Annotated in this window: 12 protein-coding genes, 8 tRNA genes and 1 rRNA gene; all 21 read right to left on the reverse strand. The window is 49.7% G+C overall.

All coding sequences use genetic code 11. From position 1 onward, the window contains the following. Positions 1-31: 31 nt before the first annotated feature. The 21 genes from hisH to ACQ4MX_RS14125 all read right to left on the reverse strand — a co-directional run bounded on the left by hisH (position 32) and on the right by ACQ4MX_RS14125 (position 16026). Entirely contained in the window at positions 32-661 is a 630-nt protein-coding gene (hisH, locus tag ACQ4MX_RS14025) for an imidazole glycerol phosphate synthase subunit HisH (protein ID WP_431091203.1), read from the reverse strand. 3 nt (positions 662-664) lie between these two features. Further along, positions 665-1273, reverse strand: coding sequence for an imidazoleglycerol-phosphate dehydratase HisB (gene hisB / locus ACQ4MX_RS14030; RefSeq protein WP_431091204.1), 609 nt, complete (start codon positions 1271-1273; stop codon positions 665-667). Further along, entirely contained in the window at positions 1263-2570 is a 1308-nt protein-coding gene (hisD, locus tag ACQ4MX_RS14035) for a histidinol dehydrogenase (RefSeq protein ID WP_431091205.1), read from the reverse strand. Before hisD ends, hisB begins: the two co-directional genes overlap by 11 nt. Positions 2571-2629: 59 nt before the next feature. Further along, on the reverse strand, positions 2630-3274 hold the full coding sequence (gene hisG, locus ACQ4MX_RS14040; protein WP_025683469.1) for an ATP phosphoribosyltransferase: 645 nt from the start codon (positions 3272-3274) through the stop codon (positions 2630-2632). Next, a complete protein-coding gene (locus ACQ4MX_RS14045; RefSeq protein ID WP_431091206.1) occupies positions 3271-4476 on the reverse strand; it encodes an ATP phosphoribosyltransferase regulatory subunit in 1206 nt (401 codons plus the stop codon). The genes hisG and ACQ4MX_RS14045 overlap by 4 nt, the downstream gene beginning before the upstream one ends. Before the next feature lie 345 nt (positions 4477-4821). Next, positions 4822-5964, reverse strand: coding sequence for an acyltransferase (locus ACQ4MX_RS14050; protein WP_431091207.1), 1143 nt, complete (start codon positions 5962-5964; stop codon positions 4822-4824). A gap of 148 nt (positions 5965-6112) precedes the next feature. Continuing rightward, positions 6113-6607, reverse strand: coding sequence for an acyltransferase (locus tag ACQ4MX_RS14055; RefSeq protein WP_431091208.1), 495 nt, complete (start codon positions 6605-6607; stop codon positions 6113-6115). Beyond that, positions 6604-7257 carry a pyrophosphatase PpaX gene (gene ppaX, locus ACQ4MX_RS14060; RefSeq protein ID WP_192512684.1) on the reverse strand — a complete coding sequence of 218 codons (654 nt, stop codon included), beginning with the start codon at positions 7255-7257 and terminating at the stop codon, positions 6604-6606. Before ppaX ends, ACQ4MX_RS14055 begins: the two co-directional genes overlap by 4 nt. Continuing rightward, positions 7254-8312, reverse strand: a complete 1059-nt coding sequence (gene lgt, locus ACQ4MX_RS14065; protein WP_431091209.1) for a prolipoprotein diacylglyceryl transferase — start codon at positions 8310-8312, stop codon at positions 7254-7256. The genes ppaX and lgt overlap by 4 nt, the downstream gene beginning before the upstream one ends. Before the next feature lie 43 nt (positions 8313-8355). Beyond that, positions 8356-9294: an HPr(Ser) kinase/phosphatase gene (gene hprK / locus ACQ4MX_RS14070; protein WP_134911655.1), complete on the reverse strand. Its 939-nt coding sequence runs from the start codon at positions 9292-9294 to the stop codon at positions 8356-8358. 347 nt (positions 9295-9641) lie between these two features. Next, on the reverse strand, positions 9642-10766 hold the full coding sequence (locus tag ACQ4MX_RS14075; RefSeq protein WP_431091210.1) for an ABC transporter ATP-binding protein: 1125 nt from the start codon (positions 10764-10766) through the stop codon (positions 9642-9644). 103 nt (positions 10767-10869) lie between these two features. Next, positions 10870-12018 carry a PucR family transcriptional regulator gene (locus ACQ4MX_RS14080; RefSeq protein ID WP_431091211.1) on the reverse strand — a complete coding sequence of 383 codons (1149 nt, stop codon included), beginning with the start codon at positions 12016-12018 and terminating at the stop codon, positions 10870-10872. 164 nt (positions 12019-12182) lie between these two features. Beyond that, a tRNA-Lys gene (locus tag ACQ4MX_RS14085) sits at positions 12183-12255 on the reverse strand. Between the two features lie 7 nt (positions 12256-12262). After that, positions 12263-12348: transfer RNA gene (locus ACQ4MX_RS14090), tRNA-Tyr, on the reverse strand. A 9-nt stretch (positions 12349-12357) separates the two neighbouring features. After that, positions 12358-12430: transfer RNA gene (locus ACQ4MX_RS14095), tRNA-Phe, on the reverse strand. 77 nt (positions 12431-12507) lie between these two features. Next, positions 12508-12584, reverse strand: a tRNA-Asp gene (locus ACQ4MX_RS14100). Positions 12585-12600: 16 nt separating this feature from the next. Beyond that, positions 12601-12676 (reverse strand) — tRNA-Thr (locus ACQ4MX_RS14105). A 4-nt stretch (positions 12677-12680) separates the two neighbouring features. Then, a tRNA-Val gene (locus ACQ4MX_RS14110) sits at positions 12681-12756 on the reverse strand. A gap of 10 nt (positions 12757-12766) precedes the next feature. Then, positions 12767-12843: transfer RNA gene (locus tag ACQ4MX_RS14115), tRNA-Met, on the reverse strand. A 31-nt stretch (positions 12844-12874) separates the two neighbouring features. Beyond that, positions 12875-12966: transfer RNA gene (locus tag ACQ4MX_RS14120), tRNA-Ser, on the reverse strand. Positions 12967-13099: 133 nt separating this feature from the next. After that, positions 13100-16026, reverse strand: a 23S ribosomal RNA gene (locus ACQ4MX_RS14125). Between the last annotated feature and the right edge of the window lie 193 nt (positions 16027-16219).

A 16219-nucleotide genomic window follows, 5' to 3' on the forward strand; every position in this document is an offset into this window, starting at 1 on the left:
TTGTGAGCTATTCAAAAAAACCTAAGTGTAATTACGCTCGCTTTTCCGCCTCCGCCATTTCCAAAAACTGGCGAAGCAGTCGCATTCCCATTTCCCCACTCTTCTCTGGATGGAACTGCATACCGTATACATGGCCTCTGCCCACGATAGCTGTTACCGGCCCGCCGTAATCGGTCACCGCCAACAAATCGCTTTCCACCTCCGGCTTGGCATGATAAGAATGCACAAAATACACATGCCCTTCCTCCAAGCCTTGCACCAACGGATGTTCCGGCTGCGTCATGCGCAGACGATTCCAGCCCATATGAGGCACCTTCACACCCAGATCAGGAGCAAAGCGCACGACCTCTCCCGGCAAAATATTCAGCCCCTCATGGCTGCCATATTCTTCGCCACGAGTGAACAACAACTGCATCCCCAGGCAAACGCCGAGCAACGGCTGTCCAGCGCTCGCGACCTCCTGAATGACCCGATCCAAGCCACTGGAACGCAAATGGTCCATAGCGTCTCCGAACGCCCCCACACCCGGCAAAATTACACCGCTGGCGGAACGTATCACTTTCGCATCTCCTGTTACTACAGCCTCATAGCCAAGACGCTCAACCGCCTTGCTCACACTATGCAGATTGCCTCTGCCGTAATCCACAATAGCAATGGACATGGACTACAGCACTCCCTTCGTCGAAGGCACTCCCGTCACCCGCGGGTCAATGGATGTCGCTTCATCCAGTGCACGTCCCAGTGCCTTGAACACCGCCTCGATCATATGGTGGGTATTTTGCCCGTAGTGAACAATGACGTGCAGCGTCATACGAGCCTCCAGCGCGAATTTCCACAGAAATTCATGCACCAGCTCCGTCGAAAAGCTCCCTACCTGCTGTGACGGATACTCCGCACGATACTCAAAATGCGGTCGGTTACTAAGATCAATGACGACCTGCGCGAGCGCCTCATCCATCGGTACAAAGACGCTGGCATAGCGCTTGATTCCTTTTTTATCACCTAACGATTCGAGTAAGGATTGCCCCAGACAGATACCAATGTCCTCCACGGTATGGTGATCGTCGATGTCAACATCCCCTCTGGCCTGTACGTTCAGGTCAAACTGTCCGTGCTTGGTGAACAAATCCAGCATATGATTCAGAAAAGGGACATCTGTCTCGATTTCGGTTTGCCCTGTGCCGTCTACCGCAAAAGATAGCTGAATATCCGTTTCGTTCGTCTTCCGGCTGACGCTGCCTGTACGTCCTGCACCGTTATTTTCATTCCCCATCGCCATCCACCGCCTTCTTCTCATTGTCCAATCGAACTTGTATCGCCCGTGCGTGACCTTCCAGTCCTTCATGGCGGGCAAGCTGCATAATTGTCTCTCCATTGCGTAACAGCGCTTCCTTGCTGTAATAGATCATACTCGACTTCTTGATAAAATCATCAATATCGACCGGAGAAGAGAACCGCGCAGTTCCATTGGTCGGAATAATGTGGTTAGGCCCGGCAAAATAATCGCCTACCGGCTCCGAGCTGTACGCTCCCAGGAAAATCGCTCCCGCATTTTCAATCAGACCCACATGCTCCATCGGATTCTCTGTCATGATTTCCAAATGCTCCGGGGCAAGTTTGTTCACAATCTGGATCCCCTCATGCAAAGTGTCCACGACAATAATCGCTCCATAGGCATCAACCGATGCAGCAGCAATATCTCTGCGCGGCAGCTCTGCTAATTGGCGCTGCACCTCGGCTGAAACTTCCTCTGCCAAGCGTTGCGAGGGCGTAACCAGAATGGCCGAGGCCATTTCGTCATGTTCTGCCTGCGAGAGCAGGTCAGCCGCTACATAAGAGGCGTTCGCCGTATCGTCAGCCAGCACGACAATTTCACTTGGTCCTGCAATACTGTCGATATCCACTGCACCGTACACCTCACGCTTCGCCAGCGCTACATAAATGTTGCCGGGACCGCAAATTTTATCGACCGGTTCAATACTATCTGTCCCGTAAGCGAGAGACGCAATCGCCTGTGCTCCGCCAACCCGGTACATTTCTGTCACACCCGCCTCTGCCGCAGCTACCAGTGTATATGAATCAATTCCCGCCTTGCCGCCTGTTGCCGGGGGTGTCACCATGACGATCTCCGGTACACCAGCCACCTGAGCCGGAATCACATTCATCAGCACCGAGGACGGATAAGCTGCTTTACCGCCCGGAACATACACGCCTACCCGCTTCAACGGTCGGATAATCTGACCCAGTAAGCTGCCATCCGGTTGTAAATCCATCCACGAATTACGTTTTTGCTTCGTATGAAAAGTACGGATATTGTCCGCCGCCTCCCGAATCGCCTGCAAAAAAGAAGGCTCAACCTTGTCATATGCCGCCTTCAATTCTTCCTCCGTCACACGGAGCTGCTCCGCCGTCAGCGATACACCATCGAACGATTCCGTATACCGCAGGACAGCCGCATCTCCCTCCTGCCGTACCGAACGGATAATCGCACGAACGGCTTCATTTTGCTCAGGTGTACCGTAATCTACCTCCCGCTGGAGATTGAAATCACGGGCTGATACGATCTTCATTTGTCCCTTCCCCCTTACTTGCAGCTTGCAGAATGTTCTCCTAACCTTTGACCTTTACCTTAGTCCCTGGGTGCCACCGTAGTCGGAATTACCTGATGTAGTCGGTCACACAACGCCTGAATCGGACCATTTTTCATCCGGTAGCTGACCCGATTGGCAATCAGCCGACTCGTAATATCCAAAATACTGATCTGCTCGACCAATCCGTTCTCTCTCAAGGTCTGTCCTGTTTCCACCATATCGACAATCCGGTCTGCCAATCCGATTAGCGGTGCCAGCTCGATAGAACCATTCAGCTTGATAACCTCCACCTGCTGGCCTTGCTCCCGAAAATACTGGGAAGCCACATTCGGATACTTCGTAGCCACCCGCTGACGAATACCCGGCTGCCAATCCGGCAAAGCAATGACTGACATTCGGCAACGGGCAATCCCCAGATCAAGCAGCTCATACACATCCTTGTTTTCTTCCAGCAAAACATCCTTGCCTACAATGCCGATATCCGCAGCTCCGTACTCCACATACGTGGGAACGTCGACCGGCTTCGCCATAATAAACTCCATTCCCAGTTCAGGCAGCGGAATAACCAGCCTGCGTGTATCATCTACATCTACTGGAATAGGAACCCCCGCTCGACGAAAAAGCTCAGAAGCCTGCTTATAAATCCGTCCCTTCGGCATGGCTACCTTCAGCGTCTCCGTCATGGCAATTCCCTCCCTTGTACCGGTTGTCTTTCTTCGACTGTGTAGCTGTAAACCTCTGCGTACAAGTCCTGTTGCTCGCGGCGGCGATCCTCAGGCCCACCACTCAGCCCTGTCACCACAGTCCGTCCTGCTCCACGAAGCTGTGCCGCGGCGGATAATGCCTCTCTGCGTCCCTGCTCGTCATAACGAATGAGCACTGGGCGTTTCGCCTCGATCTGAATACCGTCCACACCATCAACGATTCGGTTCGTCTTCAACGCGAATCCTGTGGCAGGAACGGAACGACCAAACTGCTGTAGCAGATTGTCATAGCGCCCTCCATTACATACGGGGAATCCGATTTCCGCCGCATACCCCTCAAAAGTCATTCCTGTATAATATGAAAAGTCTCCGATCATAGTAAGGTCAATTAGCACATGCTCAGACACGCCGTAACTCTCCAGCACTTCCCATACCTCGCACAGATGCGCAATGGATTGGATCGTCTGCTGATCGACGCTAAGACGGGTAGCCTGTTCGCAAATTTCTTTCCCACCGCGAAGCCGAAGAATAGCCTCCAGCTTATCCCGATGTTCAGTAGCCAACCCCAAGGCTTCAATTGCTGTCCGGTAGCCCACCACATCACGGTTCAATAACAGCTCCTTTAGCGCTTGCTGTTCAGCCTGACGACCCGGAATGATTTCCTCGAACAGACCGTTCAGGAATCCCACATGCCCCATGGCAATTTTAAAAGAGGACACCCCTGCCGCCTGCAATGATGCAATCGCCAGCGCCACGACCTCCGCGTCAGCCTCGGGCGAGTCATCGCCCACCAGCTCCACACCCGTCTGGAAGAATTCCGCTTCTCTTCCCGCCTCTTCCTCAATCGCCCGAAATACATTTGCGTGATAGGAGAGCCTAAGCGGTACTTCCTCTTCCTTCAAGAGCGACGATACCACACGCGCAATCGGCGCAGTCATATCAGATCGCAGCACCAGCGTGGTTCCCCGGTTATTGAGCAGCTTGAACAACTTCCGATCCGAAGTAGAACTAGCCACACCCACCGTATCGTAGTATTCCATCGTAGGCGTCATAATCTGACGGTAGCCCCAACGCTTCATGCATTCGAGTACATTCAATTCAATCGCCCGCAGCTTCGACACCGCACGCGGAAGGTAATCCCGAACCCCTACAGGGATTTCAAATCCTTTTGGCTTGGTCATCTCTATCACCTCATGATTTCGCAATATCTTTATCATGGTAAAGTGCTAATAAACTAAAGTATATTCGATATATTATCATGCCCTGCCTGTGAACGTCAACCGAACGGGTCAGCCCATTTTTAGAGCCGTATTGCGAAACGGTCCCCCTCTCTTATTTTATCCATTGCCGAATTCATGAATCCTATAAGAAAAACATCTATCGTCACGGAAGCAAGACCGCGCTTAGTGGAAGTTTTTCTTGCGATTATAGAATTGTTCAGCTCCGCTGAAAATTTATAAACGCTATAATCTAAAAAAAAGACTGTCAGCCTTTCAGCCAACAGTCATATCAACATATTCAACCACTCACCTGTTCACCTTTCCCCGGGACGGAAACTTTGGAACTGTGCCCAGGCCGACCCAGGAATAAGGTACATAACGGAAACACAGTGTCACAATCAGCCATGAGCCAAACAGCGCTAACAGCCAACCTCCGGCAATAGAAAAGATATACTCTATCGGCGTTCCATGCAAATTCAGCTTACGATACACTCGCAAGAGCGCCGGATGGAGCAAATAAATACCGAAGGAACAGGCACCCAGCCAACTGACCCAAGTTCGCAACGTATAGTTAGCGTGACGGTATAAGAAAGCCGAGAACTGAAACAGCACCAGCGCAGATACAAGAGCATGTGCATTACGTAACAGCTCATAGATCAACGAATCTGTATAGATCGCTTCCCGATACGCTACAAACCATATCTGCACATAGACTATGCCCAGCAACAGCCAAGCCGCCCACAAAACATACCAGCTGATTAGCTGTCCGCGACCGATTGACGTGCCTGATGATGGAAGAAGCCACTTTTTAAACTCTTCATATCCAATCGCTACCGCTGCCCCCAGAGCAAAATAACTGATATACGTAATCGCCAGGCCCCCTCTTTCCACCTGCCAAACGTACTTATTCAGCAATACAAAGCCCCATTGAATAACCAGCCCTGCTGACAAAATAATAATAGCCGTTCTCCGTGGACTAGATATCCATTGCCGCAAACGCTGTACTCCCCACAGCAACAGCGGGAAGACCAAATAAAATTGGATAATAATAATGACATAATACAGATGCGTGTACGCCTTTCCCGTTAACAGCACAAGCGGAAGATCACTAATCGGCATCAACCCGCGTGTTACCAAGGTCAAATAATAAATAAGAGAGAACAAAACATATGGCAACACAATAAACATCAACCTTTTCCGAAAAAACACCAGCATATTGCTGCCACGAAGCGGCCTATCCACATAATTGTAAAATAGAACAAACCCGCTCACAAAAATGAATGCTGGCACCGCAAAGCTACTAAACACATTTAAAAATAAAAATGGATAAAACAACAGGGAGTGACGTGCATCAATCAATGCCATTGAAGTCGCATGAATCGTAACCACGGCTGCGATCAATATTCCCCGGTAGATATCAAGCTCTGGTATACGTTCCTTTTTGACCAAATCAACACGCTCCTATATCGCCTGGCTACTACTATGTCTATTTTCTATTTTTAACTATAACCAACACGGTTTCCCTTACTTATTATACAAAAAAACAACACAAATAGGCCCCTTAATCCTTAAGGGACCTTTGTTGCTATGCTATTTACTATACATCCGTACCCGATCGTCTTAATTCGCGCAGTGGATTACCACCTACAAATGCTCCGGCCGGCACGTCTTTATGCACAACCGCCCCGGCGGCTACTGTAGCTCCATCACCTATAGTAACACCGGGCAGAATGGTCGTATTGGCGCCGATTAACACATTATTCCCGATCTTCACTTTACCAATACGATACTCCCGTATAAGGTATTCATGAGCCAGAATGGTCGTGTTATATCCAATCACCGAATTGTCCCCTATGGTAATATGCTCCGGGAAAAAAACATCTACCATCACCATCAGGCCGAAGGCCGCATGCTGCCCTACCTTCATCCCAAGCACTCTGCGGTAAATGACATTCTTCCAGGATAGCATGGGACAATACCGGGCGATCTGTATAAAAACAAAGTTTTTAATCCCTTTCCAGCGGCTTACCGTCCGGTAAATCTGCCACAGCGCATTGGGGCCTTCCACAGGATAGCGGTTAACCTTCCTCACGATACATCGACACCTTGAAGCACCAGCTTCAGTAAATCCCGCATATCATGCAAAATGTAATCCGGTCCATAGCCCCGTAGAGTTTCCTCACCCTTGAGCGACCAGGCTACACCCGCCGATTTCACACCTGCGGCTTGAGCCGATAGAATATCAAAGGAACTGTCTCCAACCATCAACGTATGCTCCGCTTTGGCGTTCAAGCCAGCCAGCGCCTTAAGCACAGGTTCTGCGTGCGGCTTCGGGTGCTCTACGTCGTCTACCGTCACGATATAATCCATAGAGGAGGTCATATCGAACAGATCAAGCACACGAATCGTAGAAGGACGTATTTTAGTCGTCACAACCCCCAGCTTGATTCCCCGCGCACGCAACTCCTGAATAACCTCGATGACATACGGAAATGGCTTCACCATTTGATCGTGATGGAGCAAGTTATAAGCACGATAGCCTTTAACCAGCTCAGACACATCCTTTAATCCCGAGAAGGTACGGAGTTGGTCATCCAGGGTTCCGCCCATATGAGGGATAATATGCTCCCGTGTCAGTGGGTCAGCGTCCGGGTGATTCAAAATGTGCAGAAATGAGTTGATAATCAGCTCATTCGTATCCATAATCGTACCGTCCAAGTCGAATAAAACCGTATTTATCATAGATGCTCCTTCTTGTCCTCGTCCATGTCTTCCTTGTGTAGCTTATCCGGCGCAGCCGTTGTCGGAGGAATCGTATCTTGACCCGGGCGGGAAGCCTGTTCCGGCGTGACGTCAGGTACCTGATCGACTCCTACCTTGCTGGAGACAATCGGATCGCTATATTTAGGAACAGATGCACCCTTACGACGACGAACCACGATGAAAATCACAGCAGCTACAACAATGAAAATAGGGAGCAGTTGCGAGATCCGTACATTACCGTAACTCGGGTCCAGATGCCCTGGTTCAAACCCCAGCCATACCATAGGAGACCACAAAGCATTCACAAAGGAAGCCAGCCAGTCTGGTCCCTGAAAAGCCAAACTGTCCGTCCGTACACGTTCGATGAAAAAACGGCCAATTGAGTACCAAATGAAGTAAAACGCAAACATTTCGCCTGCACGTACAAATTTCATACGTCGAATGACGAGTAGCAGAATCACACCTACAATACTCCACAGGGATTCATACAGAAATGTAGGATGGTGAAACACCCCGTTAACGTTCATCTGATTTACAATGAAATCCGGCAGATGCAGTTGATTCCGCAAAAACGCTTCTTCTGTCGGTCCACCGTAGGCTTCCTGATTGACAAAGTTACCCCAGCGCCCAATCGCTTGACCGATCAGCAGACCCGGCGCACAAATATCGGCAATCCGCCAGAAATTATAACCCTTATAGCGGAAATAGATGACTGCACATATAATCGCGCCGATCAATGCACCGTATATCGCAATACCGCCATTCCAGATTTTGAAAACATCCCATAGATTATCTCGATAATCTTCCCATTTGAAGGCTACATAATAAATACGCGCTCCAATAATAGCCGAGGGAACACCCAACAGCAGCATATCCATAAAAAATTCCTGCGGAATGCCAAATCTTCTACCTTCACGAATGGCGAGATATAAACCCACAAGCGCCGCCAGCCCCAAAATAAGCCCGTACCAATGGACCTTAATTGCCCCAATTGAAAAAGCAATCGGATTCAGCAGTAATGTTGCCGTTGACATATGTTTCTCTCACTCCTTGTTCTTCCTTACAAACGACTCAACCTTAATCCATATCTTCCATATCTTCAGAAATTGTAGCAGTCAGCTTGTTCGTAAATTGCAGAGCCGCGTTCACGCCCATCTGCTTCAAACGATAGTTCATTGCCGCCACCTCAATAATAACAGCCAAATTTCGGCCCGGACGAACTGGAATCGTAACGAGCGGAACATCCGTGTCAATAATACGTGTCGTTTCTTCATCCAAACCAAGACGGTCATACTGCTTATCCTGCTGCCATGCCTCCAGACGGACAACCAGCGTAATCCGCTTGTTGTTACGAACTGCACCTGCACCAAACAGCGTCATCACATTAATGATGCCCACGCCGCGAATTTCCAACAGGTGACGAATCAGCTCCGGCGCCGTACCATGCAACTGAAAATCGGACGTTTGCCGAATTTCCACTGCATCATCTGCTACCAGACGATGACCGCGTTTAACCAGCTCCAGTGCTGTTTCACTTTTACCAATGCCGCTACTGCCCGTAATGAGCATACCTACACCGTACACATCACACAATACACCATGGATGGTGGCCGTAGGAGCCAGCTTTCTTTCAAGAAAACCCGTAATGCGGCTTGATAAAATCGTCGTGGCCATATTAGTTCGCAATACAGGGACATCCCGCTCAGCGCTTGCCTCCACTAGTTCTGCGGGTACTTCCAGACCCCGTGTTATGATGATACACGGAGTCAGCTCCGTACATAGACGCTGCATCCGATCCTTTCTTTCCTCAGGAGGAAGCATACCGAGAAAAGCCAGCTCAGACCTTCCCAAAAGCTGCACCCGCTCCTGTGTGTGGTATTCAAAATACCCGGCCATCTCCAGCCCTGGACGATTCAAATCATCCACCGTGATCAGCCTGCGCAGACCTTTCTCACCAGAAATAACCTCCATTTGAAATTGCTGTACAAGCTCAGATACCTTTACCTTTTTAGCCATCGTATTCTCCCCTTCATCCTGCATGACCGGATTCTATACGTGATCTTATTTATGTAGCGTCACCCTATCAACCATACAGCCCATCGCCAGCCCATCCTGTGCCAGCTCAAGCCTCACCTTTTCAACATGATTTCGGGTTACCTCTGCTCATGCAGTTGGACTTGTCCAATGTTCGCCTTCAATAATCCAGCCAACAATCCATACCTGAGCCCAGACCCATACCAATGTACCCATCGTATCGGAATTTTCCAATGAATGCAATGCCGAAGCTGGAAGCTGTATGGGATATACAAAAAGAGCCGCCTTCCCCCGGCCGGGAAACTGCGACTCTCTTTCATCGGTTGATCTTATTCACCAACCAGAATGCTCAATTCTGATTCCTTATCAAAAATATGAACCTTGTTCATATCGACAGCCAACTTCGCTTTGACACCATCACGAGTATTGGAACGTCCGTCTACACGGGCAATAATCGTATCATTTCCCGCACCACTCAGGTACAACAACATTTCATGACCGAGATTCTCGGTAACATCCACAGTGGACATAAAGATCGTATTCGGAGAAGCCTCCAAAAATACAGGTTCTTCATGAATATCCTCAGGACGGATACCCAGGATAACTTCTTTACCGACATAACCCTTGGCTTTCAAAATCTGTCCCTTACCTTCAGGCACGAACAGATCCAGACCTGGTGCAGAAAAATGCATTGCGCCGTCCTTCTCAGCCAGCTTGCCTGTGATGAAGTTCATCGTAGGAGAGCCGATAAAACCAGCTACGAACAGATTTACTGGACGGTTGTACAGTTCATCCGGGGATGCAGCTTGTTGAATAATGCCATCCTTCATAACAACAATCCGGTCACCCATCGTCATCGCTTCGACCTGGTCATGCGTTACGTAGATAACAGTCGTTTCCAGACGTTTAGCCAGCTTCGTGATTTCCGCACGCATCTGACCACGCAGTTTGGCATCCAGATTGGACAATGGCTCATCCATCAAGAACACTTGTGGGTCACGTACAATCGCACGTCCCAAGGCAACACGCTGACGTTGACCACCTGACAGCGCTTTCGGCTTGCGATCCAGCAGATGCTCGATATCCAGGATTTTAGCCGCCTCACGTACACGCTTATCAATTTCGTCTTTCTTCACCTTGCGGAGCTTCAGACCAAAAGCCATGTTTTGGTATACGTTCATATGCGGATACAAGGCATAGGATTGGAAAACCATCGCAATATCGCGATCCTTTGGAGCTACGTCATTCACGACACGATCTCCAATGTACAATTTGCCGTCCGAGATTTCTTCCAGACCAGCGATCATACGGAGCGTAGTAGATTTACCACAACCGGAAGGACCGACCAATACGAGGAATTCTTTATCTTGAATGTCCAAATTGACATCAACAACCGTAGCTTTATCTGCACCCGGGTATTTTTTGAAAATATGCTCTAAGCGTACACCAGCCATAGCTTTTGCCTCCCCAAGATCAAGTTTTGAAATCGAATACATTTCTTACTTGTATCTTACCCTAGTACCCACTGCGTGGCTATTCGCAAACTGCACAAAAATGCTATTTCCTTTTTGTCACTTTGTACAATAGTAGAAAAAGCTTGACCAAAACCGCATCATTAAACGTCCGCACATCCAATCCGGTCTCCTGTTTAATTTTGTCCAAACGGTAGATCAACGTATTCCGGTGCACATATAGGCGCTTAGCCGTCTCACTCACATTACAATCCAGTTGAAAAAAGATATCCAATGTGGCCATCGTTTCAGTGTCCTCCAATATGACGGACGACCGCATCACCTGCTCCAGAAATTGCACACGTTGCTCCTTCGGAATACGGTTTAATAACCTCTCCAAATGCAACTCCCATGAAAAGTGGATGTGCTCTGTTACATGAAAAATTTTGCCAAGATGGATCGTCTCCCACAACAAATTCAGCTCTTTGGGAAGACTTTGCAATGGTATAGACGGCTTGGATACCGCCAAATGAAATACACCTACCCACTCATTTGCGATAAGCTCGTATAAACCCAGGCTGAAAGCCGTAAGAACCTCCTCCAGCGATTCCGCAAAATCCGCATCCCTGGTTTCGACATCCTTATCCCGGTCGTCGTCAGTTCCCAACAGTAGTTCCTTTTTAGCCATAATCAGCCAAGACTGTTCATCCAGTGGAGTAAGCAGCACATTCCCGCCAAAATAACTGGCTAACAATCGATGTAGCTGCGTGTAGGCAATAGCGCCTCCCTGTGTTCCTTCACCAGTCAGTACAATGGGAACCATACACGCCGACAGCGAATCCCGAAGCCCAAACTCATCAGGAACCTCTTCTTCATTCTGTAGGTTGCCAGCCTGCTGTATGAGCCACTGTCCAAAACGCCTCATTTGTTCTTCCTCAGCATATACCGGATTATCGGGTCGTTGCGTCCCCGTCCCATCCTGCCAGAATTGCTCCATGTTCCAGAGTAGCGCCTCAACCAGCTTCCGTTCACGATCCGTCAAATGCTTTGCCTCTACCGCAAAGGCAGCCAATTCTCCTGCTACCGCACGGAACGGAAAATATATTTTGCTATCACGTACAAATGACTTATCCGGTACAGCTGATTCTGCTGGCTGACCTTCTGCAATCATTTCCGGACACCAAGGCAGTATAGTAAAAGGTGCTTGAATAATATTCTGAAGCTGTTGCTGTATCCATTCCGTATCCAAAGCCACGCGATCACCACTTCACTTTTTTTAGAATAACCTCTAAGCGAACATAATGAACCTATTATAACCTGTCGATACCTTAAAATAAAAAAGCTAGTAAGAAACATAACCTAAATCCATGCAAAAAAGCATACAAAAAAAGTCATCAACTATAAGTTGATGACTTTCGATGAGCCATGAAGGGCTCGAACCTTCGACACCCTGATTAAAAGTCAGGTGCTCTACCAACTGAGCTAATGGCTCATAAAACTGGTGGAGGATGATGGATTCGAACCACCGAACCCGTAAGGGAGCAGATTTACAGTCTGATGCGTTTGGCCACTTCGCTAATCCTCCATATAAAGGTGGCTCGGGACGGAATCGAACCGCCGACACGAGGATTTTCAGTCCTCTGCTCTACCGACTGAGCTACCGAGCCATATCCATTAACAAAAAAATAAAGTGCGGAGGGATACCCCTTCCCACTTTAGTGCGTAAAACTATCATATTGAAAAATGGCGGAACTGACGGGATTCGAACCCGCGATCTCCTGCGTGACAGGCAGGCATGTTAGGCCTCTACACCACAGTTCCCTGAATTTCTCAAAAATGGTGCCGGCGAGAGGACTTGAACCCCCAACCTACTGATTACAAGTCAGTTGCTCTACCAGTTGAGCTACACCGGCACAATGGTGGAGGCTGAGGGGATCGAACCCCCGACCCTCTGCTTGTAAGGCAGATGCTCTCCCAGCTGAGCTAAGCCTCCTGGGTATGTATGGTAGCGGCGGAGGGGATCGAACCCCCGACCTCACGGGTATGAACCGTACGCTCTAGCCAGCTGAGCTACACCGCCATAACATAATATTTCGCCAGCTTGTCCTAAATGGCGGAGAGAGAGGGATTCGAACCCTCGCACCACTTTCGCAGTCTAACCCCTTAGCAGAGGGTCCCCTTATAGCCACTTGGGTATCTCTCCATATAAATGGACTCACTTAGCAAAAATTCCGCGCGTTATTCTATATATCACCATAGTGAATTAGAATACCAAGCGTAATTTCAAGGTGTTACACCCTGAAAACTGGATCCGAAACTCCATTGCGTCCTATCCTTAGGATAAGCCCTCGACCGATTAGTATTGGTCAGCTCCATGCATTACTGCACTTCCACCCCCAACCTATCTACCTCGTCGTCTTCAAGGGGTCTTACTAATTGGGAAATCTCATCTTGAGGGGGGCTTCACGCTTAGATGCTTTCAGCGCTTATCCCTTCCGTACATAGCTACCCAGCGGTGCTCCTGGCGGAACAACTGGTACACCAGCGGTACGTCCATCCCGGTCCTCTCGTACTAAGGACAGCTCCTCTCAAATTTCCTACGCCCACGACAGATAGGGACCGAACTGTCTCACGACGTTCTGAACCCAGCTCGCGTACCGCTTTAATGGGCGAACAGCCCAACCCTTGGGACCTACTTCAGCCCCAGGATGCGATGAGCCGACATCGAGGTGCCAAACCTCCCCGTCGATGTGGACTCTTGGGGGAGATAAGCCTGTTATCCCCAGGGTAGCTTTTATCCGTTGAGCGATGGCCCTTCCATGCGGTACCACCGGATCACTAAGCCCGACTTTCGTCCCTGCTCGACTTGTAGGTCTCGCAGTCAAGCTCCCTTCTGCCTTTGCACTCTTCGAATGATTTCCAACCATTCTGAGGGAACCTTGGGGCGCCTCCGTTACTCTTTAGGAGGCGACCGCCCCAGTCAAACTGCCCACCTGACACTGTCCTCGTACCGGATCACGGTACCAAGTTAGAACCTAGATACGATCAGGGTGGTATCCCAAGGATGCCTCCTCTCAAGCTGGCGCTCAAGTCTCTTAGGCTCCCACCTATCCTGTACAGATCGTACCCAAATTCAATATCAAGCTGCAGTAAAGCTCCATGGGGTCTTTCCGTCTTGTCGCGGGTAACCTGCATCTTCACAGGTATTAAAATTTCACCGGATCTCTCGTTGAGACAGCGCCCAAGTCGTTACGCCATTCGTGCGGGTCAGAATTTACCTGACAAGGAATTTCGCTACCTTAGGACCGTTATAGTTACGGCCGCCGTTTACTGGGGCTTCGGTTCATAGCTTCGCCCCGAAGGACTTACCACTCCCCTTAACCTTCCAGCACCGGGCAGGCGTCAGCCCGTATACTTCGCCTTGCGGCTTCGCACAGACCTGTGTTTTTGCTAAACAGTCGCTTGGGCCTTTTCACTGCGGCCCCCTCGGGCTATTCACCCTACCGAGGCACCCCTTCTCCCGAAGTTACGGGGTCATTTTGCCGAGTTCCTTAACGAGAGTTCTTCCGCGCGCCTTAGAATTCTCTTCTCGCCTACCTGTGTCGGTTTGCGGTACGGGCACCTTCTCCTGGCTAGAGGCTTTTCTTGGCAGTCTGAGATCATGACCTTCGCTACTACAATTTTCGCTCCCCATCACAGCCCAGCCTTACGATGTGCGGATTTGCCTACACACCAGCCTCACTGCTTAGACGGACATCCATCAGTCCGCGTCACTACCCTACTGCGTCACCCCATTGCTCATAACGGATTACGGTGGTACAGGAATTTCGACCTGTTGTCCTTCGACTACGCCTATCGGCCTCGCCTTAGGTCCCGACTTACCCTGAGCGGACGAACCTTCCTCAGGAACCCTTAGGCTTTCGGCGGATCTGATTCTCACAGATCTTTTCGTTACTCATACCGGCATTCTCACTTGAATGCAGTCCAGCGCTCCTTACGGTACACCTTCAACCCGCATTCAACGCTCCCCTACCCCTGATGCAAAGCATCAAGCCATAGCTTCGGTGGCGTGTTTAGCCCCGTTACATTTTCGGCGCAGAGTCACTCGACCAGTGAGCTATTACGCACTCTTTCAATGGTGGCTGCTTCTAAGCCAACATCCTGGTTGTCTGTGCAACTCCACATCCTTTCCCACTTAACACACACTTGGGGACCTTAGCTGATGGTCTGGGCTGTTTCCCTTTCGACAATGGATCTTAGCACTCACTGTCTGACTCCCGGAACTAAGTCTATGGCATTCGGAGTTTGACTGAGCTTGGTAACCCTTGCGGGCCCCGCACCCAATCAGTGCTCTACCTCCACGACTCTTATTCCGAGGCTAGCCCTAAAGCTATTTCGGGGAGAACCAGCTATCTCCGGGTTCGATTGGAATTTCTCCGCTACCCCCACCTCATCCCCGCATTTTTCAACATGCGTGGGTTCGGGCCTCCAGTGCGTGTTACCGCACCTTCACCCTGGACAGGGGTAGATCACCCGGTTTCGGGTCTACGTCCACGTACTAAGTCGCCCTATTCAGACTCGCTTTCGCTGCGGCTTCAGCTCTTCACCTTAACCTTGCACGGGAACGTAACTCGCCGGTTCATTCTACAAAAGGCACGCCATCACCCATTAATAGGGCTCTGACTTCTTGTAAGCACACGGTTTCAGGATCTATTTCACTCCCCTTCCGGGGTGCTTTTCACCTTTCCCTCACGGTACTGCTTCACTATCGGTCGCCAGGGAGTATTTAGCCTTGGCAGATGGTCCTGCCGGATTCATACGGGGTTTCACGTGCCCCGCACTACTCGGGATCCGTCTCGGAGGGAACAAGTTTTGAATTACAGGGCTTTTACCTTCTCTGGCGGGCCTTTCCAGACCTCTTCATCTAACCGGTTCCTTTGTAACTCCATGTGAGACGTCCCACAACCCCAAGGAGCAAGCTCCTTGGTTTGGGCTAATCCGCGTTCGCTCGCCGCTACTGACGGAATCACTATTGTTTTCTCTTCCTCAGGGTACTTAGATGTTTCAGTTCCCCTGGTATGCCTCTGTTCTGCCTATGTATTCAGCAGAAAGTGACTGTCGATGAAGACAGCCGGGTTTCCCCATTCGGACATCCCCGGATCAAAGCTTGCTTACAGCTCCCCGAGGCTTTATCGTTGTTCGCCACGTCCTTCGTCGGCTCCTGGCGCCTAGGCATCCTCCGTGTGCTCTTTGTAGCTTAACCTAGCATTTACAAAGTAAATGCGATTTGTTTTGGATTTCGGTTCATCACCGAAGTGTGAATGAAATTCAAGACAGCTACCTTTATTTCACTTGTTTACACAAGATCAGCGTAAAGGAATATTCTAAAACGCAATTTCGTTTCGGTATCCAGTTTTCAAGGTGCAATACTGTTTCAAGGAAACAGTGACCTGTGT

Origin of the sequence: Paenibacillus sp. 8b26, from assembly GCF_050626875.1 — a bacterium.
Lineage (GTDB): Bacteria > Bacillota > Bacilli > Paenibacillales > Paenibacillaceae > Paenibacillus.